At 59.5% G+C, this 21,008-nt stretch carries 25 protein-coding genes; 9 read left to right on the forward strand and 16 right to left on the reverse strand.

Annotated features, from left to right (window positions below; translation table 11 throughout):
- Positions 1–2: 2 nt before the first annotated feature.
- Positions 3–635 (forward strand): leucyl/phenylalanyl-tRNA--protein transferase, encoded by a 633-nt coding sequence (aat, locus tag ACR0JN_RS06505; protein WP_480884815.1) that lies wholly within the window; start codon positions 3–5, stop codon positions 633–635.
- Here the strand turns inward: aat and ACR0JN_RS06510 are convergent.
- From ACR0JN_RS06510 to ACR0JN_RS06535, 6 genes are all read right to left on the reverse strand, one after another.
- Positions 590–958 (reverse strand): DUF2155 domain-containing protein, encoded by a 369-nt coding sequence (locus ACR0JN_RS06510; protein ID WP_480884816.1) that lies wholly within the window; start codon positions 956–958, stop codon positions 590–592. The two genes, aat and ACR0JN_RS06510, sit on opposite strands and share 46 nt — an antisense overlap.
- On the reverse strand, positions 955–1,407 hold the full coding sequence (gene mlaD, locus ACR0JN_RS06515; protein ID WP_480817310.1) for an outer membrane lipid asymmetry maintenance protein MlaD: 453 nt from the start codon (positions 1,405–1,407) through the stop codon (positions 955–957). The genes ACR0JN_RS06510 and mlaD overlap by 4 nt, the downstream gene beginning before the upstream one ends.
- Positions 1,408–1,419: 12 nt before the next feature.
- Positions 1,420–1,803, reverse strand: a complete 384-nt coding sequence (locus tag ACR0JN_RS06520; RefSeq protein ID WP_480884817.1) for an NADH:ubiquinone oxidoreductase subunit NDUFA12 — start codon at positions 1,801–1,803, stop codon at positions 1,420–1,422.
- Positions 1,804–1,882: 79 nt separating this feature from the next.
- Entirely contained in the window at positions 1,883–2,245 is a 363-nt protein-coding gene (locus tag ACR0JN_RS06525; RefSeq protein WP_480884818.1) for a RidA family protein, read from the reverse strand.
- A gap of 199 nt (positions 2,246–2,444) precedes the next feature.
- Entirely contained in the window at positions 2,445–3,710 is a 1,266-nt protein-coding gene (gene clpX, locus ACR0JN_RS06530) for an ATP-dependent Clp protease ATP-binding subunit ClpX (protein WP_480817308.1), read from the reverse strand.
- 134 nt (positions 3,711–3,844) lie between these two features.
- Entirely contained in the window at positions 3,845–4,477 is a 633-nt protein-coding gene (locus ACR0JN_RS06535; RefSeq protein WP_480617214.1) for an ATP-dependent Clp protease proteolytic subunit, read from the reverse strand.
- 344 nt (positions 4,478–4,821) lie between these two features.
- Between ACR0JN_RS06535 and ACR0JN_RS06540 the strand changes: the two genes are divergently transcribed.
- Complete coding sequence (locus ACR0JN_RS06540; protein WP_480817307.1) at positions 4,822–5,163, forward strand: ArsR/SmtB family transcription factor; 342 nt, start codon at positions 4,822–4,824, stop codon at positions 5,161–5,163.
- 147 nt (positions 5,164–5,310) lie between these two features.
- Entirely contained in the window at positions 5,311–5,448 is a 138-nt protein-coding gene (locus ACR0JN_RS06545; protein ID WP_480817306.1) for an entericidin A/B family lipoprotein, read from the forward strand.
- A gap of 1,090 nt (positions 5,449–6,538) precedes the next feature.
- Here ACR0JN_RS06545 and ACR0JN_RS06550 read toward each other — a convergent pair.
- The 5 genes from ACR0JN_RS06550 to ACR0JN_RS06570 all read right to left on the reverse strand — a co-directional run bounded on the left by ACR0JN_RS06550 (position 6,539) and on the right by ACR0JN_RS06570 (position 11,548).
- On the reverse strand, positions 6,539–6,991 hold the full coding sequence (locus ACR0JN_RS06550; RefSeq protein WP_480817305.1) for a hypothetical protein: 453 nt from the start codon (positions 6,989–6,991) through the stop codon (positions 6,539–6,541).
- Positions 6,992–7,110: 119 nt separating this feature from the next.
- Entirely contained in the window at positions 7,111–7,431 is a 321-nt protein-coding gene (locus tag ACR0JN_RS06555; protein ID WP_480884819.1) for a hypothetical protein, read from the reverse strand.
- Positions 7,432–7,657: 226 nt separating this feature from the next.
- On the reverse strand, positions 7,658–9,115 hold the full coding sequence (locus ACR0JN_RS06560; RefSeq protein WP_480884820.1) for a P-loop ATPase, Sll1717 family: 1,458 nt from the start codon (positions 9,113–9,115) through the stop codon (positions 7,658–7,660).
- A complete protein-coding gene (lepA, locus tag ACR0JN_RS06565) occupies positions 9,108–10,907 on the reverse strand; it encodes a translation elongation factor 4 (RefSeq protein WP_480884821.1) in 1,800 nt (599 codons plus the stop codon). The genes ACR0JN_RS06560 and lepA overlap by 8 nt, the downstream gene beginning before the upstream one ends.
- Before the next feature lie 86 nt (positions 10,908–10,993).
- Positions 10,994–11,548, reverse strand: coding sequence for an RNA ligase family protein (locus ACR0JN_RS06570; protein WP_480884822.1), 555 nt, complete (start codon positions 11,546–11,548; stop codon positions 10,994–10,996).
- 245 nt (positions 11,549–11,793) lie between these two features.
- Between ACR0JN_RS06570 and ACR0JN_RS06575 the strand changes: the two genes are divergently transcribed.
- The gene (locus tag ACR0JN_RS06575; RefSeq protein WP_480884823.1) at positions 11,794–12,102 is read left to right on the forward strand and encodes a hypothetical protein; all 309 of its coding nucleotides are present in this window, start codon (positions 11,794–11,796) and stop codon (positions 12,100–12,102) included.
- A gap of 65 nt (positions 12,103–12,167) precedes the next feature.
- Positions 12,168–13,121: a LysR family transcriptional regulator gene (locus tag ACR0JN_RS06580; protein WP_480884825.1), complete on the forward strand. Its 954-nt coding sequence runs from the start codon at positions 12,168–12,170 to the stop codon at positions 13,119–13,121.
- On the opposite strand, the gene ACR0JN_RS06585 is transcribed toward ACR0JN_RS06580, so the two are convergent.
- Entirely contained in the window at positions 13,118–13,561 is a 444-nt protein-coding gene (locus ACR0JN_RS06585) for a low molecular weight protein-tyrosine-phosphatase (protein ID WP_480884827.1), read from the reverse strand. The genes ACR0JN_RS06580 and ACR0JN_RS06585 overlap by 4 nt on opposite strands.
- Before the next feature lie 28 nt (positions 13,562–13,589).
- On the opposite strand from ACR0JN_RS06585, the gene ACR0JN_RS06590 reads away from it, so the two are divergent.
- Positions 13,590–14,291, forward strand: coding sequence for an NAD-dependent deacylase (locus ACR0JN_RS06590; RefSeq protein WP_480884828.1), 702 nt, complete (start codon positions 13,590–13,592; stop codon positions 14,289–14,291).
- Positions 14,292–14,351: 60 nt separating this feature from the next.
- Positions 14,352–14,960 carry an HdeD family acid-resistance protein gene (locus ACR0JN_RS06595; protein WP_480884829.1) on the forward strand — a complete coding sequence of 203 codons (609 nt, stop codon included), beginning with the start codon at positions 14,352–14,354 and terminating at the stop codon, positions 14,958–14,960.
- Between the two features lie 81 nt (positions 14,961–15,041).
- Here the strand turns inward: ACR0JN_RS06595 and ACR0JN_RS06600 are convergent, their stop codons facing one another.
- From ACR0JN_RS06600 to meaB, 4 genes are all read right to left on the reverse strand, one after another.
- Entirely contained in the window at positions 15,042–15,506 is a 465-nt protein-coding gene (locus ACR0JN_RS06600; protein ID WP_480884830.1) for a copper chaperone PCu(A)C, read from the reverse strand.
- 40 nt (positions 15,507–15,546) lie between these two features.
- A complete protein-coding gene (locus ACR0JN_RS06605; RefSeq protein ID WP_480884831.1) occupies positions 15,547–15,936 on the reverse strand; it encodes a hypothetical protein in 390 nt (129 codons plus the stop codon).
- Positions 15,937–16,301: 365 nt separating this feature from the next.
- Complete coding sequence (gene rpmB / locus ACR0JN_RS06610) at positions 16,302–16,589, reverse strand: 50S ribosomal protein L28 (RefSeq protein ID WP_480746174.1); 288 nt, start codon at positions 16,587–16,589, stop codon at positions 16,302–16,304.
- Between the two features lie 234 nt (positions 16,590–16,823).
- A complete protein-coding gene (gene meaB, locus ACR0JN_RS06615; RefSeq protein WP_480884832.1) occupies positions 16,824–17,795 on the reverse strand; it encodes a methylmalonyl Co-A mutase-associated GTPase MeaB in 972 nt (323 codons plus the stop codon).
- A 173-nt stretch (positions 17,796–17,968) separates the two neighbouring features.
- Here meaB and hrpB point away from each other — a divergent pair, with 173 nt between their 5' ends.
- Complete coding sequence (gene hrpB, locus ACR0JN_RS06620) at positions 17,969–20,422, forward strand: ATP-dependent helicase HrpB (RefSeq protein ID WP_480884833.1); 2,454 nt, start codon at positions 17,969–17,971, stop codon at positions 20,420–20,422.
- A 120-nt stretch (positions 20,423–20,542) separates the two neighbouring features.
- The gene (locus ACR0JN_RS06625) at positions 20,543–21,001 is read left to right on the forward strand and encodes an NUDIX hydrolase (RefSeq protein WP_480884834.1); all 459 of its coding nucleotides are present in this window, start codon (positions 20,543–20,545) and stop codon (positions 20,999–21,001) included.
- Positions 21,002–21,008: the final 7 nt, after the last annotated feature.

Genomic DNA, 21,008 nt, shown 5'->3' on the forward strand with positions numbered 1-21,008 from the left:
GTATGAGCCTGTCCCCCGAGCTTTTGATGCATGGGTACTCCATTGGCATCTTCCCGATGGCGGAACATCGTGATGACCCGGACCTGTTCTGGGTCGATCCGAAGTTCCGGGGGGTCATTCCGCTGGATGGGTTCCACATCTCACGCAGCCTCGCGCGCCGTATCCGGAACTGCGGGTTCACGATCACTATAGATACCGATTTCATGAGCGTCGTGGATGGCTGTGCTGACCGGGCCGATACCTGGATCAACACCGAACTGCGCGACCTGTATGCGCAACTACACCGTTCGGGCCACGCGCATTCTCTGGAAGTCTGGGAAACTGACCGGCTGGTGGGCGGTGTGTATGGTGTGGTCCTTGGGGCCGCGTTCTTTGGCGAAAGCATGTTCTCGCGCCGCACCGATGCCTCCAAGATTGCCCTGGCCTATCTGGTCGACCGCCTGCGGCAGACCGGTTTCCAACTGTTCGATACGCAGTTCCTGACAGCCCATCTTGCCACACTAGGGGCGATTGAGATTCCCCGCAGCCAATACCGTCAAGAATTGGAGGAGGCCATCAGCGCCAGCGCCGACTTCTCGGCAACCGTGCCTCAGTCAGCCGAAGGGGTGATACAACGGATCACCCAGACATCGTAACGGGAGTGATCCAGCGCGTTGAGCGCCGGAGAGGTCGCGATCATCCAGCCGTCAAACAGCTGATCCGCCTTGCCGGTTTCCCAGACCGTCAGATAGGCAAAGGCGTCACCGGTCGGGTTGTCCACCGGATACCGGCAATCGCCCAGCGCCACATCCAAACCAAAAATGGGCTGCGTTGCGCCATTCTGCATCTCGACATCGACGGTCTGGCCATTGACCTTGTCCAACCCGCGCAATATCGCGCCGGGGCCCGATTGCACCTTCTGCTGCGCCGCCGCGCCTGTCGCCATCAGCGCCAGAGCAATCAGAGCGCAGCGCATCATTCGTCGCCGCTTCCGGCCACGAATTTGACCAGCAGGGAAATCAGGCTGACCGCGCCCTGCGTGTCCTCTATCTGATCGCCGGGTTCAAAGAAAAACGGTGATCCGCCGGGCATCACCTCGACGAAATTGCCGCCCAGAAGTCCTTCGGACGAGATCACGATGGCGCTGTCATCCGGCACAAGGATGCTGTCCGCAATCGAAAAGGTCGTATCGGCGCGGTAGGTGTCCGGGTTCAGGCTGACATTGGTCACGGTGCCAATTTTTACACCGGCCAGACGCACGTCAGTGCCAACCCCGACCCCTTCGAGTGAACGGAAAGACGCGCCCAGCTCATACCCGGCGCTGCTTTGCGACAGGCCGGTGGATTGGCTGGCATAGACGCCAAACGCGACGGCACATGCCAAGACGGCACCGCCGACAAATACTTCGGTCCAGTTGTGGGTCGACATGACTCGCCTCGTTTATTCCGGGCTCCAGGCCTCGTAGTCCTTACGCTCAATCGGGTCGGCCCGGCGCAGTGACCCCGCAGGTGCATAGGCCAGCGCGGTGCCCGTCAGGTTTTCCTGATGCGGTTTTTCCCAGGCTTTGTGAGCCAGCGGCTTATCCGTCGGCGGCTCATCCCAGGTCCGGTGCAGCCAGCCATGCCAGTCGGGGTCGATCCGGCTGGCCTCGGCCTCGCCATTGAAAATCACCCAGCGCTTGCTGTCATCGGCGGTGCGATAAAAGACGTTGCCCTCATCGTCTTCGCCAACTTTGACGCCCTTGCGTGCAGTAAAAATCTGTGTGTTCAGGGTGGCCCCGTTCCACCAGGTCACGGCCCGCAAAAGAGTGTTCACGATTCCCATCATCTGCCTCCGGCATTTCGGTTGGGTGAAGGTATGGACCAAAGGCCCGCCGAGGTCCAGTGCAACAGGGATGGCTGCGTCACTCAGGCAAAAAGGCGGTCACTTCGATCTCGATCCGGTATTTCGGATCGATCAATCCGCATTCGATCATCGTCGCTGCCGGAGGGTTCTTGCCAAAGGTGTCCGCCAGAATGGGCCAGCAGGGTTCAAATTCGGACCGGCTCGGCAGCATATACGTGACCCGCACGACGTCCGAGAAACTTGCCCCAACCTCTTTCAGCGCCTTTTCGATTATGGCCAAAGCGGATCGGCATTGTTCTGTTACCGTATCGCCCTGTCCCACTGTCCCGGCCACGTGCACCCAACCGCCCGCGACGACAGCCCGACAATACCCGGCTTTGGCTTCAAATTCGCCACCAGATGAAATGCGTTGGATTGTCATTGGACCTCTCTTATGAAATGCGCGTTATTGTGGAAAGACATCCGCAGGTGCGAGGCTCTGCCTCGCGCTCCGGGATATTTATAGCCAGATGAAGTCCGGATCCCCTGCTTCATCTGTTCGAAAATTCTTCGGGGAAGTCGCGGCTTGCCGCGGTGGGGCAGCGCCCCCTACCCGATCGATAGGATGAATTGGCCTGAGTTTAGCCTGCCGAGGCCGATTCCGCCGAGTCCTCGTAGATGATCAAGGGCTGCTTGTCGGAGGTCACCGCCTCTTCGTTCACCACAACTTCGGTCACGTTCTTCATGCCCGGAAGTTCGAACATCGTATCCAGCAGGATGTCTTCGAGGATCGAGCGCAACCCGCGCGCGCCGGTTTTGCGTTCGATCGCCTTTTTGGCAATCGACTTCAGCGCATCGTCGGTAAAGGCCAGTTCGGCGTCTTCCAGCTCGAACAGACGCTGATACTGCTTGACCAGAGCGTTCTTCGGCTTGGTCAGAATCGTGACCAGAGCGTCCTCGTCCAGATCCTCAAGCGTTGCCAGAACCGGCAGACGGCCCACGAATTCAGGGATCAGACCGAATTTCAGCAGGTCTTCGGGTTCCAGATCCTTGAAAATCTCGCCCACGCCGCGTTCGTCATTGTCCCGCACATCGGCCCCAAAGCCCATGGCCGAGCCCTTGCCGCGCTGTGCGATGATCTTGTCGAGACCTGCAAACGCGCCGCCGCAGATGAACAGGATGTTGGTGGTGTCCACCTGCAGGAACTCCTGCTGAGGATGCTTGCGGCCACCCTGGGGCGGAACGCTGGCAACGGTGCCTTCCATCAATTTCAGCAGAGCCTGTTGCACGCCCTCACCCGACACATCGCGTGTGATCGAGGGGTTCTCGGACTTGCGCGTGATCTTGTCGACCTCGTCGATATAGACGATGCCGCGCTGCGCGCGTTCGACGTTGTATTCGCTGGCTTGCAGAAGCTTGAGGATGATGTTCTCGACATCCTCCCCAACGTAACCGGCTTCGGTCAACGTGGTCGCATCTGCCATGGTAAACGGCACGTCCAGAATCCGCGCCAGCGTCTGCGCCAGCAACGTCTTACCGCAGCCGGTCGGGCCGATCAGCAGGATGTTCGACTTGGCCAGTTCAATATCGCTGCCCGCTTTTTGGGCATGGTTCAGGCGCTTGTAGTGGTTGTGCACCGCAACCGACAGAACCCGCTTGGCGGTGGCCTGGCCGATCACGTAATCGTCCAGAACCTCGCAGATATCCTTGGGCGTCGGCACACCGTCCGAGGACTTGAGCCCGCTGGCCTTGGTCTCTTCCCGGATGATATCCATGCACAGTTCGACACATTCATCGCAGATGAACACGGTGGGTCCCGCGATCAGTTTGCGGACCTCGTGCTGGCTTTTGCCGCAGAAGCTGCAGTAGAGCGTGTTCTTGCCGTCGCCGCCTGAATTCGTCGCCATGATCTACCTTTCGGGCTCCATCCTCAGCCGCCCGAAACCGGGCCGCTTGCCGCCTTTTGGTGCAGCTTAGGGCAGCACCGGGGCAGCTACAATCTCAAAATCACACCTCGCGCCGGAAGCGCGAGGATTTGAACCTAGGCCTCGTCCGTATCAATTTTTGCACGGTTTTCGACGATCTCGTCGATATGGCCCCATTCCTTGGCTTCTTCCGGGCTCATGAAATTGTCACGGTCCAGCGCTTTTTCAACCGCCTTTTTGGTCTGACCGGTATGGCGCACGTAAATGTCATACAGGCGATCCTTCAGCTTTTGCGTCTCGGCCGCGTGGATCATGATATCGCTGGCCTGCCCCTGATAACCACCGCTGGGCTGGTGCACCATGATCCGGCTGTTGGGCAGCGAAAACCGCATCCCGGTCTCGCCACCGGCCAGCAGAACCGACCCCATCGAGGCCGCCTGACCGATCACCAGAGTCGAACATTTCGGCTTGATATACTGCATTGTGTCGTAAATCGACAAACCGCTGGTCACGACACCGCCAGGCGAATTGATGTAGATCGAGATTTCCTTGTTCGGGTTCTCCGCCTCAAGATGCAGCAGCTGGGCCACAACAAGATGGCTCATCCCGTCGTGGATCGGGCCATTGATGAAAATGATCCGCTCTTTCAACAGGCGTGAGAAAATGTCGTAAGCGCGTTCGCCCCGGCTGGTCTGTTCGACCACCATGGGGACGAGCGTATTCATGTAAGTGTCTACTGGATCGAACATTTGAACCTGCCTGCTTTGCTATGGATCGGGACGTTACCCCAACAAGAGTTACCCGAGTCTTAGTGTCGCCACCGGGGGGCTGCAAGGGGGACTGCCGGTTTCGCGCACCTATTGTGGTTATCCTTCCCGCCGGGCTCAAAAATCGGCACGCCGAGGGCGCCGGGTTTCGGCCCCGCAAGACGGGCATCGGCAAACTTCAGCCAGCTTGCTTTCTTCCATCACGGTATTTTGATTCATGCATATGGAATGAATTGTACGAAACTTGTAATTAGGTGACCCGTCCAATGCGACTGGGGTCGAGGAAACAACGTTCGCGCAATGCGGACCTGAAGGAACAGATGAGTATGGCACTGCCCCAGTTGTCCCCGGACATGACCAAACACGAACTTGACAGAATGGTCGGCAACGCGACCCGCGCCTCGAATTTCCTTAAAGCGATCAGCCATGAAGGACGGTTGATGATCTTGTGCCATCTTGTTTCCGGTGAAAAATCCGTAACTGAACTGGAAGAATTGTTGTCCGCACGGCAAGCCGCCGTGTCCCAGCAACTGTCGCGTCTGAGACTCGAAGGTCTGGTCACGCCGCGCCGCGAGGGCAAGGCGATCTATTATCGGCTTGCCGATGACCGGCCCCGCCGCATGCTGGAAGTGGTTTACGAACTGTTTTGCACCGACAGCAAGGATTGAAACCTCGGGTCCAGGGGCTGTCGAACAAGCCGCATGGCAGTAGGGCGACGCCCTGAGGATCATCCTGTCTCAACGCATCTCCAAAACACTGGTTCGGCGCAAAAAAAGGTGCTACCGAAAAGAAGATCGAGCACCAAGGAGATGAGTATGATCCGCGTAATTCTAATCGGCCTGAGCCTGTTTGCCCTGACCGCCTGCGAGACCGCGAAAGGGGCTGGCAAAGACATCGAGAAAGCTGGCGACGCGATCCAGGACGCCGCTTCTGACGTTCAGGAGAATATCTAACCACAAAGCCATATATTGCGCGGCTAGCAAACCGGCCCGCGATATATGGTTGCCTCAGGGCTGCAAACCCGTTAAATCTACCCGTACAGGTGCATAGACGCGGCATTGCATCATCTGACGCTAAATCGGGGCTCTTTTGCACACGCAGAAGAGCCCCGTTCCCATTCCGAAGGGGGTGAGTGGTAGCCTGTATGAAGCCGTGGAACCGGCAAAAGAAAAGGCGTCAGGTGCGCAGACGCGGTCTTTGCATGCATCCTTTCGGACACCCCCTGACGCCTTACCGGGCCGACGCGCCCCGAGGGGCGCTCCGATCCAGTTGCCCCAGCCCCCGAAAGGGCTGCAGCCGCCGCTTTGAACCCGAGGGTCATCGCAGCATGCTCAGGCCGTCTGAGAAGCTGATCATTCGAACACGGGGCCAGCCCCCTATCCGAACAATCACCTACCGGTAAGCCTCTGCAGTAAAAGGGAAACCCTAGAGTTCGCCCGTTTCTGCCATGACCCCCTGGCCCTTGCGTTCCACCTCTGGCTCCGAAGAACCTGTGCGGTAACGGAACTGTTACACTGCGGCGTGCAACCGGCAAGAAAATAGCACTGCAGCATGAGATTTAGACGGGGATAAGATGTTGGTATCCGCCGGGATAGCTTTGTGGATAAGCCGAGAAGTTCTGGTGCCAAGCAGGTTTGGAGATGGAAAAGTCCCAACCTGACTTTCGCGCTTAGAATTCTACCAATGCTGCATGTGCAAACATCGAGTCAGGCCAGATTTGCGGCAACACCGTCTTGCCCGCCCCGCTGAGCTTTCGAATCGCTTATCAAAATCGGGGCCGGACAGCTTACACACCACCGCGCGAAGCCGCGCTGAAGGTCCGCGAGATCCAGATGCCCCGGTGCCGAGGAACGCCGCATTCAAACACAAGACCATCTGAACCTTTTCGCAGGCGGTGAACTGGCCGCCCGGCCCGTCTCCTCCCCTCGGAGACCCTGGTTATGAGAAGCGCCCCGACCCGACCGGGATTACCTACTACTCTCTGCCGCAGTCTTGGATCAACGGCAGTCCGTACCCCCTACAGCCGGTCGGGCCAGAGACGCTTCAGTTCACCTGACGTTCCAGAACGGTGCTGTAGGTCGTTCCGGACCGCAGGCTACGGAAATCGGCGTAAATCTTGCCATCCTCGTACCGCGCATCAATCAGCGCGTTCACTCCGATCGTCGGCTCGGATGAGCTTTCGACGATCCCAATCTTACCCGACCCGTCCAGGCTGACATTGCCGGTAGCCTCGTACACGGTCCATTCGTCAGCGGCGTTGCGACGCCACATGCTGGGCCCCCAAAAGACGTTTTCGTGCTGCTTCTGGATATCCAGCACCCATTCCGCACTGTTGAACCTGGGCGCATCGCCCGTGGCCGCGTTCGACGGCGACACCGTGTTGTAGGTGCCCGCCCAAACGCCGCGCAAGTCCGGCGGGGTTTCGGCCATCGCAGCCGATCCAAGGGCGAGGGTCGCGGCCAGGGCGGCTGCTCCGGCAGTCATATATCTGGTCATTGGCTCTCTCCTCCTGTCGGGCCGTCGCTGGCCTGCTGAACAGATGTGGAGGCTATGGGCCGCTTACAACATATCTAAAGGAGACTTCATCTTGGGTTCAGCTTCGCGTCAGGTCCCGGTCAAGCCCATGCCAGTGCCGTGCCGATAATGACCAGCGCGATGCCCAACACCTCACGGTATGAGAAATTCTCGCCGAACAGGAAGTAAGAGGCGATGGCGATCAGGATCACCTCGGCCCCCAGAATGCCGGTATAGATGATCCCCAACCGCTCCTCGCGCAGCGCGGCCAGTTCCAGCGTTGCGGCAGCCAGCAGGGTCGCAACGATCAACAGGCTGAGGCCGACCCCGGGGATTTTCCACCAGAACTTCATCGCGATCATGGCAACGGAATAGAGACCAGCCGATCCGAGGGCGATGATGGGGATCATGGATGCGGACATTGGAGACTCCTGCGGAGTGTTTCCGTAGAGTCAACAATAACATGCTTGAAGGGTTGGGGCTGTGAGGTTGGTCACAGACGGTTGTTTGGCACAGCGGAGGGCCGCGACCGATCCTAGGGGAGGCGCAAACGCGCCGCTCCTTGGCGGCGGGTCGGCGCGGCCCGGCGGTGTCGCCGGGCGGGCGGCATCGATGCAATGCACGACCAAACCGAGTAAGATCGATAAACTAGAACGCTTTTCCTTGAGTAATCTCTAGGCCGGAGCGATAGAGCATCGGTACTTTGTAGTTCTCGCCTTCTTGTTCCAAAAACCCCAAGTCAAGTAGGCCCTTCAGAACTTTCTCGAATTTCTTCTCATTTTTGAGAACTTTCATAAGGGAAGCCTTATTGTGTTCGGATTTTCCATCTCGAAACTTTTCCACATAGGGCGCAAACTCACCCGCTTCCGCAAGTAATGTGTCCTGCACTCGCTTTTCAGAAAGCTGTGCAAATGCTCGCTTAACCGATTGAGCTTCCAATATCGGCCCTTGCTTTATATCGATTTCACGCCCATCTCGGTTTTCTTTTCGAGCTTGAGCCGCTCTTGCATCATTAAAAATATCAATGACGCTCCGAGGCGGTTTAACGTTGTTTCCATCTCGTACTCGGTTAAGTATCCACTTCAATGAGTGAGATTGTTTTTCTCCTATGTCGATTTGAGGAGGGAGAAGAACGTCTAAAATACTATCTGGAACGACGTTTCCCTCAAAGAATTCTCTGAAGCCTAGTGACTTACTGAGCCTCCTGGAAATCATGCTCCACAAATCTTCGTCATCCCACACTATTTCGACCGTGCGGGCGTTGATGTGTGACAGATTTACGAAACCACCGTCAATTATTCGACGGAATAAGTCCCGTCTGAGGAACAACTTTAGCTCGATACCTGGCAAACCAATTAGGTCTAGGTACGTGCGTAACAATGCACGCAGAGAGGGAATCTCCAAATCCGGCTGACCTGCGAAAGCCTCGTCCAAACGGTCAAAAAGCACCCAAAGACGATATCCTGTGGTCTCAACCGCGCGAGAAAGTACCAGTAAGAAGTCGTCGCAGTAAATCTCTTCGCCAACTTCCTTTTCTTCCCCAAACTCAATTTTTGGCACCACAATCGGCATACCAGTTTCTGTAAAAGTAAACGCCGTTTCCGCCGACTTAAGTCGTTTAATGGATGAAACAATTTTCGAGAAAATAGTTGCGGGTGCAGGATCCGCAGATTTCAGATCAAGTTGCCGAAGTATCGCATCGAGTTTTCTTAGCTCACTATTGTATTCCGCCGGATAAATATCCAAAAGCCAATTTCCCACAAGCGAGAGAATGTAACTCTTCCATACGGTTCTGAGTTCCCCTTCAGTGAGCGAATCCGTCTGGCTTAGGCGCTGAAAAACCGGATTGCCAACAAGATTGAAACTGTCAACTAGCTCAACATCATTCAGTTCATTGTACGAGCGATGCGTCTCCTTGAGAATTCTATAGATTGCAGACTTTCCAGTTCCTTTGTCACCGGCAACAATATCGCCCCTGCCTTTAACAAATTCCTTAAACGTCGATGTTTCTACGAAGTAGTCTTTTAGGTCGCTGTCGTGCTCTGCGACCGAGTTACCGAACGCGACATGATCCAATATATCCTTAGCTAACAATGAGTTATCCATCCATCTTCAACGCTGAAATAAACGCCTCCTGCGGGATATCCACCTTCCCGAACTGGCGCATCTTCTTCTTACCCGCCTTCTGCTTGTCCAGCAGTTTGCGTTTCCGCGTGGCGTCGCCTCCGTAGCATTTGGCGGTCACGTCCTTGCGCAGGGCCGAGAGGGTCTCGCGGGCGATGACCTTGCCTCCGATGGCGGCCTGGATCGGGATTTTGAACATATGGCGCGGGATCAGGTCTTTCAGCTTTTCGCACATCGCGCGGCCCCGCATCTCAGCCCGGTCGCGGTGAACCATGGTTGACAGGGCGTCAACGGGTTCGTCATTCACCAGCACCGACATCTTGACCAGATTATCCTGCGTATAGCCGGTCATCTGGTAGTCAAAGCTGGCGTAACCCTTTGTTACCGATTTCAGGCGATCATAGAAATCGAACACAACTTCGTTGAGGGGAAGGTCGTACACAACCATCGCGCGGGAACCCGCGTAGGTCAGGTCCAGCTGGATGCCGCGGCGGTCCTGGCAGAGTTTCAGCACGTCGCCCAGATATTCGTCTGGAACCAGAATGGTCGCCTTGATGCGCGGTTCCTCGATATGGTCGACCTTGGACGGGTCGGGCATGTCGGCGGGGTTGTGCAGCTCGATCATTTCGCCGTCTTTCATGTAGACGTGATAGATCACCGACGGCGCGGTGGTGATGAGCTCGATATCATATTCGCGTTCGATGCGGTCGCGGATGACCTCAAGGTGCAGAAGGCCAAGGAAGCCGCAGCGGAAACCAAAACCCAGCGCGGCCGAGGTTTCCATTTCGAACGAGAATGAGGCGTCGTTCAGCGCCAGTTTGTCGATGGCGTCGCGCAGGTCTTCGAATTCGGAGCTGTCAACGGGGAACAGGCCGCAGAACACCACCGGCTGCGCGGGTTTGAAGCCGTCCAGCGCGTCTTCGGTGCCGTTGCGGTCATTGGTGATCGTGTCGCCAACGCGGGTGTCGCGGACCTGTTTGATTGAGGCGGTGAGAAAGCCGATCTCACCGGGGCCAAGCGAGTCCACCATCTCCATCTCCGGGCGGAAGACGCCGACGCGGTCGACATGGTGCAGGGTATTGTTCGACATGAACTTGACCCGCATCCCCTTTTTCAACGTGCCGTCCATGATGCGGACCAGAACGATGACGCCGAGATAGGCATCGTACCACGAATCCACCAGCATCGCCTTGAGCGGCGCGTCCAGATTACCCTGTGGTGCGGGCAGTTGCTGCACGATGGCTTCCAGCGTTTCGTGGATGCCCTGCCCCGTCTTGGCGGAGACCTGAATGGCGTCGGTCGCGTCGATGCCGATCACATCCTCGATCTGTTCGGCCACGCGGTCACAATCGGACGCGGGCAGGTCGATCTTGTTCAGCACCGGCACGATCTCATGATCCGCGTCGATGGCCTGATAGACATTCGCCAGCGTCTGCGCCTCGACCCCTTGGGTCGAGTCAACGACCAGCAGAGAACCCTCGACCGCGCGCATGGACCGGCTGACCTCATAGGCAAAGTCCACGTGGCCGGGGGTGTCGATCAGGTTCAGCACGTAGGCCTCGCCGTTGTCGGCGGTATAGTCGATGCGGACCGTGTTGGCCTTGATGGTGATGCCGCGCTCGCGCTCGATATCCATGCTGTCGAGCAGCTGTTCCTTCATGTCGCGATCCTTGACCGTTCCGGTCTCTTGGATGAGCCGGTCAGCAAGGGTGGATTTGCCATGGTCGATATGCGCGACGATGGAGAAATTGCGGATATGAGCGAGGTCTGTCATGGGTTGGGGATATGCGTCGGAAATGGGCTGTGGTCAAGGTGGGACGACGTGCGAAGAAACCCTGTGTTTATGTGGCCTCCGAACGGTCAGACCAACCCGTTCTTTACCAACTCAGCGTTCATCCAATGTTTCTCGCTTTGCACATGGCCCTCGCGTACATATTTCGCAAGTTTCGTGGGCATCTCCTCTTCGTTGAAGGCCGCTGTCGTGCGCACGACAAATCCTTCTTGAGTGTTGAGGTTCAGACCCGCGATTACGTCGTCCACAGCCTGCGCAGAGAACCGGCCGCGATACAGTTCGGGGACGGAGGCGATCCCAAGTTCGGTAAAGCGCGCAAGGGTGGCGTCCCAAGATTGAACCACTTCGGCCTTGATCCATGCAAAACCCAGAAAATAGGTCGGTAATTCTGAATACGCGATTGAATGACGGGCGAAGAGATACTCACCGACAATGCGCTCATCCTCGGCTAACTGCGGCGCAACACCGGCGGCGAATGCCTTCATCCAATCGCGCGACGGATGATATCTCGCGTCAATGCTGCGGGGGTGGCAGCCTTGGCTGTGAATGGTTGTATTCTCGCCGTCCATCTTTTCGGTGAAGACCACCTCATCAGCCGCTACCAGCGCATCAACGCTGGACATGATCTTGTCATCGCTGGTCGTGCCCGGAGACTGCGGCAGGTGAAACGTGCGCCCGTATTTTTTAAGCATCTTGGAGTATCTGAAGTTTCTAAAGTAACGTCGCGCCAGAAAACGCGACTCACCAGACGCATGCAATCACTTTTTCGAACCACCCGATTGATCCCGAATCCACTTTGATTCATACTCCCGCGCAGACCGAGAGGGGCAGCAGACCCCTCCGGGCAGGCAAAAAACGAGGCTCGAGTATGAAACAGTTCCTCCTAATCGCATTTTGTGCGGCGTCGCTGACGGCGGTCGCCCCAACAGCAGACGCGGCGCAGATAAAGCGGGCGTGTTTGGCGTCAGACCGCGAGGCGGCGACGCGGGCGCGGTGTTCTTGCATTCAGCGCGTGGCGGATCAGGCGTTGACGCGCAGCGATCAGAAGACCGTGTCGAAATGGTTCGAAGACCCCCATCAGGCGCAAGAGTTGAAGATGTCGCAGACCGCGCGCGATGATGCGCTGTGGGATCGGTATCAGAACTTCGGCCAGATGGCGCAGGCGATCTGTAGTTAACCCCTGTCAGTCCTTGACCTGACCTGCCCTGCGTCCCAGAAAAGGCGCAGCGAAAGGTGTGTCTTATGGTGATGAAAGGGCTGACCCTGCGGGGCCTTGAGGTGTTCGAGGCACTGGCAAGGACCGGATCGGTGGCGCAGGCGGCCGAGATCACGGGGCTCAGCCAGCCCTCGGTATCGCAGCAGTTGCGCAATCTGGAAAAGGCTCTGGGCACCGATCTGGTGGATCACGGGCGGCGACCGATGCGGCTGACGCAGGCCGGACGCAGCTTTTTAGCGCGCGCCGAGGCGGTTCTGGCCGAGCTGCAGATGGCCCAGAGCGAGCTGACGGTGATGGACCTCGGCCATCTGACCACCTTGTCCATCGGCCTGATCGACGATTTCGACAATGATCTGACGCCCCGGCTGGCGACCCTGCTGGCCGACAATCTGACCCGTTCGAAATTCAAGCTGATCACCCTGCCCAGCCTGGATCTGTTCGAGGAATTAGAGGCGCAGCGCCTGCATCTGATGGTCTCGGCCCATAGTGGGGAGGTGCTGGAGGGCGTGGTTGAGTACCCTCTGGTGCAGGACCCGTTCATACTGGTAGCCCCCAAAGGGACCGCTGGGGCAGAGGCCGTGATGCAGGATCTGCCGTTCCTGCGCTATGCGCGCGAGCAACTGATCAGCCGCCAGATTGAAAGCCACTTGGCCCGTCAGCAGTTGGTGTTCGAGGAACGGTTCGAAATCGGCTCTCACCTGGCGCTGATGGCAATGGTCGCGCGCGGACTGGGCTGGTCGATCACCACGCCTCTGGGCTTCATGCGGGCCACACGGTTTCACGAGGGGCTCGAGGCTTACCCCCTCGGGTTTGGGGAATTCGCTCGCACAATCTCACTGTTCACCCGAACCGATTGGTCGGATCAGGTCCCGCAAGAGGTGGCAGGGATGATCCGCCGACTGATGCAAAGCCAGATCGTTGATCCCGCCACGGCCAAGCTGCCATGGCTGAGCGGGCAGTTGAAGGTGATGGCGGATTAGCCGTCCAAATGAGCACGAAGGCCCTCGACCGCGGTTTCGATCAGGTCCAGCGCCCCGTCGAAATCCCGTGTGTAGTAGGGGTCGGGCACGTGGCCGGCACCGGTTTCGGGCGCAAAGTCGGTCATCAGACGGACCGGGGTTTCGCTGCCCTGCGGGCGCAGGGCCTCGATATCCGCGATGTTGTTGGCGTCCATGCCGATGATCAGGTCAAACCGGTCGAAATCAGCGGCGGTGAATTGCCGGGCGCGCAGATCGCTCAGATCAAATCCGCGCGCGCGGGCGGCGGATTGCATCGGGGCATAGGGGGGACCGCCCACATGCCAGTCCGAGGTTCCGGCACTGTCGGTTTCAAATTGCGGCGCGCGGGCGCGAAAGACGCCCTCCGCCGCCGGGGAACGGCAGATATTGCCCAGACAGACAAAGAGGATACGGTGTGTCATGCGCCAAGGTGTAACGCGCGGAGGGCAAATGGAAAAGATCGTCATACTCACCGGGGCCGGGATTTCCGCCGAAAGCGGGCTCAGCACGTTTCGCGACGAAGACGGGCTGTGGGCAAAACACCGGATCGAGGATGTCGCCACGCCCGAAGCCTTTGCCCGCAACCCATCGCTGGTTCAGGGGTTCTACAATGCCCGCCGCGTACAGGCGGCCAAGGTGCAGCCCAACGCGGCGCATCGGGCGCTGGCTCGGCTGCAGCGGGAGTGGCCCGGAAAGGTGGTGATCGTCACCCAGAACGTGGACGGACTGCACGAGGCCGGAGGGGCAACGGACGTGATCCACATGCATGGCACTCTGGCTGGGGCGCTCTGTGCCAGTTGCGGCCATCGCTGGCCGTCACCGCCTGAGATGGCCGTGGGTGAGCCCTGCCCTGCCTGCGCCGCCCCGATGGCGCGGCCCGACGTCGTCTGGTTTGGCGAAATGCCTTATCACATGGACGAGATATTCGATCATCTGGCCAGCGCGTCTGTTTTCGCGGCCATCGGCACCTCGGGTCAGGTCTACCCGGCGGCCAATTTCGTGCACGAGGCGCGGGCCGCCGGGGCGCATACGGTCGAGATCAATCTGGAACCCTCCCTCGGCGCATCGGGGTTTGCCGAACGGCTTGTGGGCAAGGCCACCGAGACAGTGCCGCGCTGGGTCGATCAATTGCTGAGCCAACCCACCCAATGACTGCAGACAGACCGGTTTTTTCCCGGTTATTGTGAACGCGTAACAACTTCAGGGCGACCCATGACAGATCAAGACCCCCGGACCGGTGAAATTCTGGAGGACGGCAGCATGAAAGGCCGCGACCAGTTGAGCGAGCAACTGGCCAGCCTTTGGTGGACCTTTCTACTGCGGGGCCTTGCCGCCGCTGCGGTGGGCGTCGCGGCACTGTTCTGGCCGAAACAGGGCATCGAACTGCTGGTGCGGCTGGTCGGAGTGCTTTTGGTTCTGGACGGCGGCCTGACGTTGCTGGGCTTCGGACGGCGCGGCCTGATCGGCGGCGTGGGGATCGGCGCGGCGCTTATAGGTTTGGTGTTGCTGATCTGGCCCGAGGGCACCGTCAGAATAGCCTTTTTCCTCATCGGGGTCTGGGTGCTGATCATCGGGATCGGTTCTCTGGCTGCGACCCAGCAGATGCATGAGAGCGACCCCCAACGCGGGTCCATGCGGGTTTCGGGGTTTGTTGCCCTTCTGTTTGGGCTGATGCTGATGGTCTGGCCAACGGTCATCTTTGTCGCTTTGGGATGGTTCATCGCCTTTGGCGCGCTGGCCATGTCTGTTGTGATGTTCTGGCTCGCATCGCGCTTTCGCAAAGCGGGCGACCGGGTCGGGATGAAAAACATCAACCGATAGCCCGCAACGACAGCAGGCCGGGCAAAGCCCGGCCTGACATGTGGATGACGGCCGCTAAGCGGCCCGAAGACGGGCGTGGCCTCAGTTCGAATGGCCGCCGTGGTCCTGACGCTCTAGATCAACCGGGATCTCTACTTGAACCTCGCCCGCCTGTTCGAAGATCAGCGTGACGGGCACGGTCGCGCCCTGTTCGAACGGCTGGGCCAGGCCCATGAACATCACGTGATCCCCGCCGCGTTTCAGGCTGTGGGCCTCCCCTGCGGGAATCACAAAGCCTTCCTCGACATGGACCATCTGGGCGACGCCGTCGTCATTGATCTTGTGCGTATGCAATTCAACCCGCGCCGCTGCGTCCGAGGTGACGCCGATCAGGCGATCATCGGTCTCACCCTGATTTTCGATGATCATAAAGGCGGCCCCAGCCTTGGCGGCCTTGCCGCCCGAGCGGGCATAGGCGTCATCGACCACGATGGGGCCTTCGGCCAAGGCGGGAACGGCCAGCGTGACAGCGGCCAGGGTTGCAAACAGAGTAGTTTTGAGGGACATCGTGCCTCTCCTGTATAACAGTTTGAAATTTTGGGTGTTTTCAAACCGAAACAGGCGGAGCGCGCGCGGGTCTTTTGGGAATCGGCAGCGCGATCAGGTTTCCTGTGTTCCGCACTGGCGCAGGCAGGGCCTGCTGCGGTTTCTCGGGCAAAAGCGTTGGTGGCCCAGCAAGCGCCCCGAGCAGAAACAGCGCATAGTCCGGACAGTAATGAGGCGCACGCGTCGGTTGCCCCTCCCGGTCCATATAGACCACAACAGGCCCCGTCCCGGTGCACAGCACCATCTGGCCGACAGCATTGTCGACCCCGCGCGATGCGGCAATGCCCTGTCCTGTCACAATCAACAGAAGCGACAGCGCAAAAGGTAGAATTTTGGCGAACCCGGTTTTCATCCTTCGGATGGTATAGGCCCGGACATCAAATGGCTTCAAGCGCCAAACCGTCGCGCTTGAAGCCGTTTTTCAGTAGTCTATGCCCCGCCGTTTGACCGAGCCTTTTGTAAGGCTTGTATGCGACCGGTTCACCCATCTTTGCATCCGGTTACAGGTCGTAAACGTGTTGCGGTACAGCGACGAAAGCACGGTAAAAAAATTGAAACTCTTAAATGTCATTTATTCGCCCCGTCAATTGAGTGCTCTCAGTTTGGCCCAAGCGGCGGGGCGGCGTCTGTGAACAACGTCACGAAACGTCAACTTTTGTTCAAAAATTACGAACAATCGAAAAAGGCTTGGTCGCAATAACGAAAAAGCCCTGCGCCAAGGGGGCACAGGGCTAAAATTCAATAAGTGCGAAAGGCTTAGGCCGAGGCTTGTGCCTTGGCGATTTCTTTCTTCACTTTCAGCGCGTTCGTGGACAGGTCCTCGTCCTTGGCTTTGGCCAGGAACGCGTCCAGACCACCGCGGTGGTCCACCGAACGCAGCGCAGCCGCCGAGATGCGCAGCTTGACGCCACGGCCCAGGGTTTCCGACTGCAGGGTAACGTCGTTCAGGTTGGGCAGGAAACGACGACGAGTTCTGTTTTTGGCGTGGCTGACATTGTTGCCAGTCATCGGGCCTTTTCCGGTCAGTTCGCAACGGCGCGACATGGTTTCTTCCTTTGTTTCTGGAGGCCGGGCAAACCGCCCGCGGCCAAATCACAAGGGGCGCAACCCGAAGTCGCGCCCGAAAACTGGTTGGATGCGTGTAGTGGGAATCGCCGGAAGGGTCAAGACAGATCGCAGGAATTCTTCGACATTGGTCTTTGGCATGGAAATGGCCCCTGCGGGCCATGCCTCCGGCGGGAGTATTTGGGAAAAGATGAAGGGGTTGTGGTGCCTTTGTCAGGTGAGGCTCGCCAGCATCTTCTTCGCGGCGGCTCCGGGGCTGATCTGGCCTTTTGACACCTTTTCGTTCAGCGCCGCCAAATCGGCTTTGGCCTGCGCCGTTTCTAGCTTTGCCAACAGGGCGTGGCGCACTTCTTGCTCGAACCAGTATTGGGCTTGCGCCGCGCGGTTTGTAGCCCAGTGCCCGGCCTCGCGCCGCCATTCGGTGAGGGTCTGCATTTCGGTCCATGCATCAGTCAGGCCATGTTCCTCAACCGCCGAGACGGTCATAGCTTTGGGAAACCCCTCCGGATCCTGCGACCGTTTGCGCAGCAGGCGCAGCGCGCCCGCGTAATCGGCGCAAGTGCGGGTGGCTGTTGCCTTCAGGTCTCCGTCCGCCTTGTTGATCAGGATCATGTCGGCCATTTCCATGATGCCGCGCTTGACGCCCTGTAGCTCATCCCCTCCGGCGGGGGCCAGAAGCAGAAGGAACAGGTCGGACATCTCGGACACCACAGTTTCCGACTGGCCGACCCCAACGGTTTCGATCAGGACCACGTCATACCCCGCTGCTTCGCAGAGCGCGATGGCTTCGCGGGTCCGGCGGGCGACACCACCAAGGTGGGTTTGGCTGGGGGAAGGACGGATAAAAGCGTTCTTATCGCGACTCAGACGCTCCATCCGGGTTTTGTCGCCCAGAATCGAGCCACCAGAGCGGGCCGAACTGGGATCAACAGCCAGAACCGCAACGCGCAGGCCCTGCCCTGTCAGCATCATGCCGAAGCTTTCGATGAAGGTGGATTTGCCGACCCCCGGCGTGCCCGACAGGCCGATGCGCAGGGATTGCCGGTCAGATTGCGACAGAAGGGCCAGCAACTCGGCTGCCTGCGCGCGGTGGTCTGTGCGGCCGCTTTCGACCAGCGTGATGGCGCGGGCGAGCGCACGGCGCTCTCCGTTCAAAATCCTGTCACTGAGGCTGTCTATGTCCATGTCGACCCCGATCTGTTGCGGCAGGACTACTTGCCGCCGCCGAGGGCGATTTGTCCAGCCCGCTCGGCAGCCGAAATCTGCCATGCACAGAGTGCGCCAGAGTCTGTTGCCGCTGATCCTCATGCGAAACAGGGGCGCTAGACCTCGGCCACCACTTGACGGATAAAGCCGGAATGACGCACCGCCTGCCTATCGACGACGCTATCCCGCAGCTGTTGGCTGCGCTGAAAGCCCATGGCCGTGCCGTGCTGCAGGCCCCTCCGGGCGCGGGGAAGACCACGCGGGTGCCTTTGGCGATGCTCGAGGCCGGTCTGTGCGACGACAGGATCGTGATGCTGGAGCCCCGCCGTCTGGCCGCGCGGGCGGCGGCGGAACGCATGGCAGAAACCTTGGGTGAACGCGCCGGGCAGACCGTGGGCTATCGCGTGCGGGGCGATGCGAAAGTGTCAAAAGCGACGCGGATTGAGGTTGTGACCGAGGGTATCCTGAACCGAATGCTGCAATCCGAGCCCGACTTGCCGAGCATTGGCGCGGTGATTTTCGATGAATTCCACGAACGCTCACTGAACGCTGATCTGGGGCTGGCGTTGTGCCTTGAGGTTACCGAGGCGCTGCGCGATGACCTGATCCTTCTGGCGATGTCGGCGACGCTGGATGCGGAACCCGTGGGTCGCTTGATGCAGGCCCCGCTGGTGACGTCCGAGGGGCGCAGCTACCCGGTGGAAACGCGCTGGCTGGACCGGCCAATGGGCGCAACGGCCCGGCGCTTGGATGCGCTTGTCGATCTGGTGGTGCAGGCCGAGCATGAAACGCGCGGCATCGGTGGCGGTATGTTGGTGTTTTTGCCGGGCGAGGGTGAAATCCGGCGGGCGGAGGCCGCTCTGACCCATCGTCTGCCGCAGGATTGCGCCCTGCGGCCCCTGTTCGGGGCCCTGCCTTTTGCCGCCCAGCGCGCGGCAATTGCGCCTGTGGAGTCCGGTCGCAAAGTGGTTCTGGCGACATCGATCGCCGAGACCTCGCTAACCATTCCCGACATTCGCGTGGTCGTGGATATGGGACAGGCGCGGCGGGCGCGGTTCGATCCCGGCTCGGGCATGTCGCGGCTGATGACTGAACGAGCCACGCGGGCTGAAGCGACTCAGCGTGCGGGACGCGCGGGGCGTGTGGCCGAAGGAGTTTGCTACCGGCTGTGGTCCAAGGGCGAAGATGGGGCGCTGGCCGCCTATCCGCCTGCCGATATCGAAGCGGCGGACCTGACCGGCCTGGCGCTGGAACTGGCCCTGTGGGGCGCGGATGCGAGCGATCTGGCCTTTCTGACCCCGCCGCCCGAAGGCGCGATGACCGAGGCGCGAGCTTTGCTTGGGATGCTCGGCGCACTGGATCAACACGCCCGGATCACCGATCACGGGCGGGCCTTGGCCGCGCTGCCGCTACATCCGCGATTGGGACATATGCTGGTGACGGCGGGCGCACAGGCCGCCCCCCTCGCCGCGCTGATGGCCGAGCGGGACCCGTTAAAAGGTGCTCCTGCCGATCTGTTGTTGCGGATGGAGGCCCTGCGCGACCTCCGCGCGTTTCAGCGCAATCGGGTCTGGCAGGTCAACGCAGGCGCGATCGACCGGATTAAAGCCGAGACCAAACGGCTGCGCACACAGGCCGAGGGCGCGTCCAGCGACCTGAGCGTTGCGGCGATGGCGGCACTGGCCTATCCCGACCGCATCGGGCAGCGGCGCAAGGGGGATGCACCGCGTTACGTGCTGTCGGGCGGCAAGGGTGTTGTGCTCGACGGCGGGGATACTCTGGCTGCCGCGCCTTATCTGGTGGTGACGGATACGGATGGCAATCCGCGCGAGGCGCGGGTTCGGATGGCCGCCCAAATCTCGGAGCGTGAGATCAGGAATCTGTTCGCCGATCAGATCGAATGGGTTGAAACCTGCGACTGGTCCAAACGGGAGCGGCGCGTGATTGCCCGGCAGCAAGAGCGGCTGGGCGCGATCACCTTGGCGGACCGCATCTGGAAAGATGTGCCCGACCAAATGGTTGCGCAGGCCATGCTGGACGGCGTCCGCGATCTGGGGCTGCGGCTGGACGGGGCAGCGGCCCGGCTGGCGGCGCGGGTGGAACTGGTGCGCTCCGATGGGGTGGACCTGCCGGATTTTTCGGAAGCCGGGCTTATGGCCGATCTGGAGGACTGGCTACTACCAATGCTGACCGGAGTGCGCAATGCCGAGGACTGGAAGCGGTTCGATCTGATCCCAGCATTGCGGGCACGGCTGGACTGGGTCCAGACGCAGGAGCTGAACCGCCTTGCCCCGGGCGCATTTGAAACGCCCCTGGGGCGCAAGGTGCCGATTGACTACAGCAGCGCTGCCCCCGAGATTTCAGTGCGCCTGCAGGAAATGTTCGGCGTCACCCGCCATCCGACTGCCGGTGGCGCACCGCTGAAAATCACGCTGCTGTCCCCTGCGCAGCGTCCGATCCAGATCACCCGCGACCTGCCCGGGTTCTGGGCCGGATCTTATGCGGATGTTCGCAAGGACATGCGGGCGCAATATCCCAAGCACCCCTGGCCCGAAGATCCCACACAGGCCGATCCCACGCTGCGGGCCAAGCGCCGGAGCGACTGACGTAAAATTGCCGAAATCGGGACGTAACTTGTTAATTACTAACGGTTTCATTGTAAAAACTGCATTTCATAGTTATTTCTTATTTACATGAAATAACACACCGGCCTGAACACAAGATACATGATGTCTGCGCTGAAAAAAATCTGGCATGAGGTCGGCAGACCTCTGTTTCTGCGCCCCAGACGGGTGCAGTTTGCAGCCCTGTGCACGCGGGGAAACGGGCCAGAGCAGGAGGTGTTGCTGGTCACCAGCCGGGAAACCAAGCGCTGGGTTATTCCCAAAGGCTGGCCCATCGACGGGCTGGACGGGGCCGAGGCGGCCCGGCAGGAGGCCTGGGAAGAGGCTGGCGTTCAGACGGCGGAAGTCGAAAAAGAGCCTCTGGGTCAGTATACTTACGACAAGATCCTCAAGGACGGCTCGGCGCAGCCGGTCCTGACCAGCGTCTACCGCATCCATGTCCGCGAACTGTCCGACACCTTCCCCGAAGTGCATGAGCGCGAGCGGTGCTGGGTGTCACCCCAGATCGCCGCCGAACGCGTGGACGAGCCGGAACTGCGCGCGCTGCTGCATCAAATATAGCCATCCG

It is taken from the genome of Ruegeria sp. G12, from assembly GCF_056533565.1.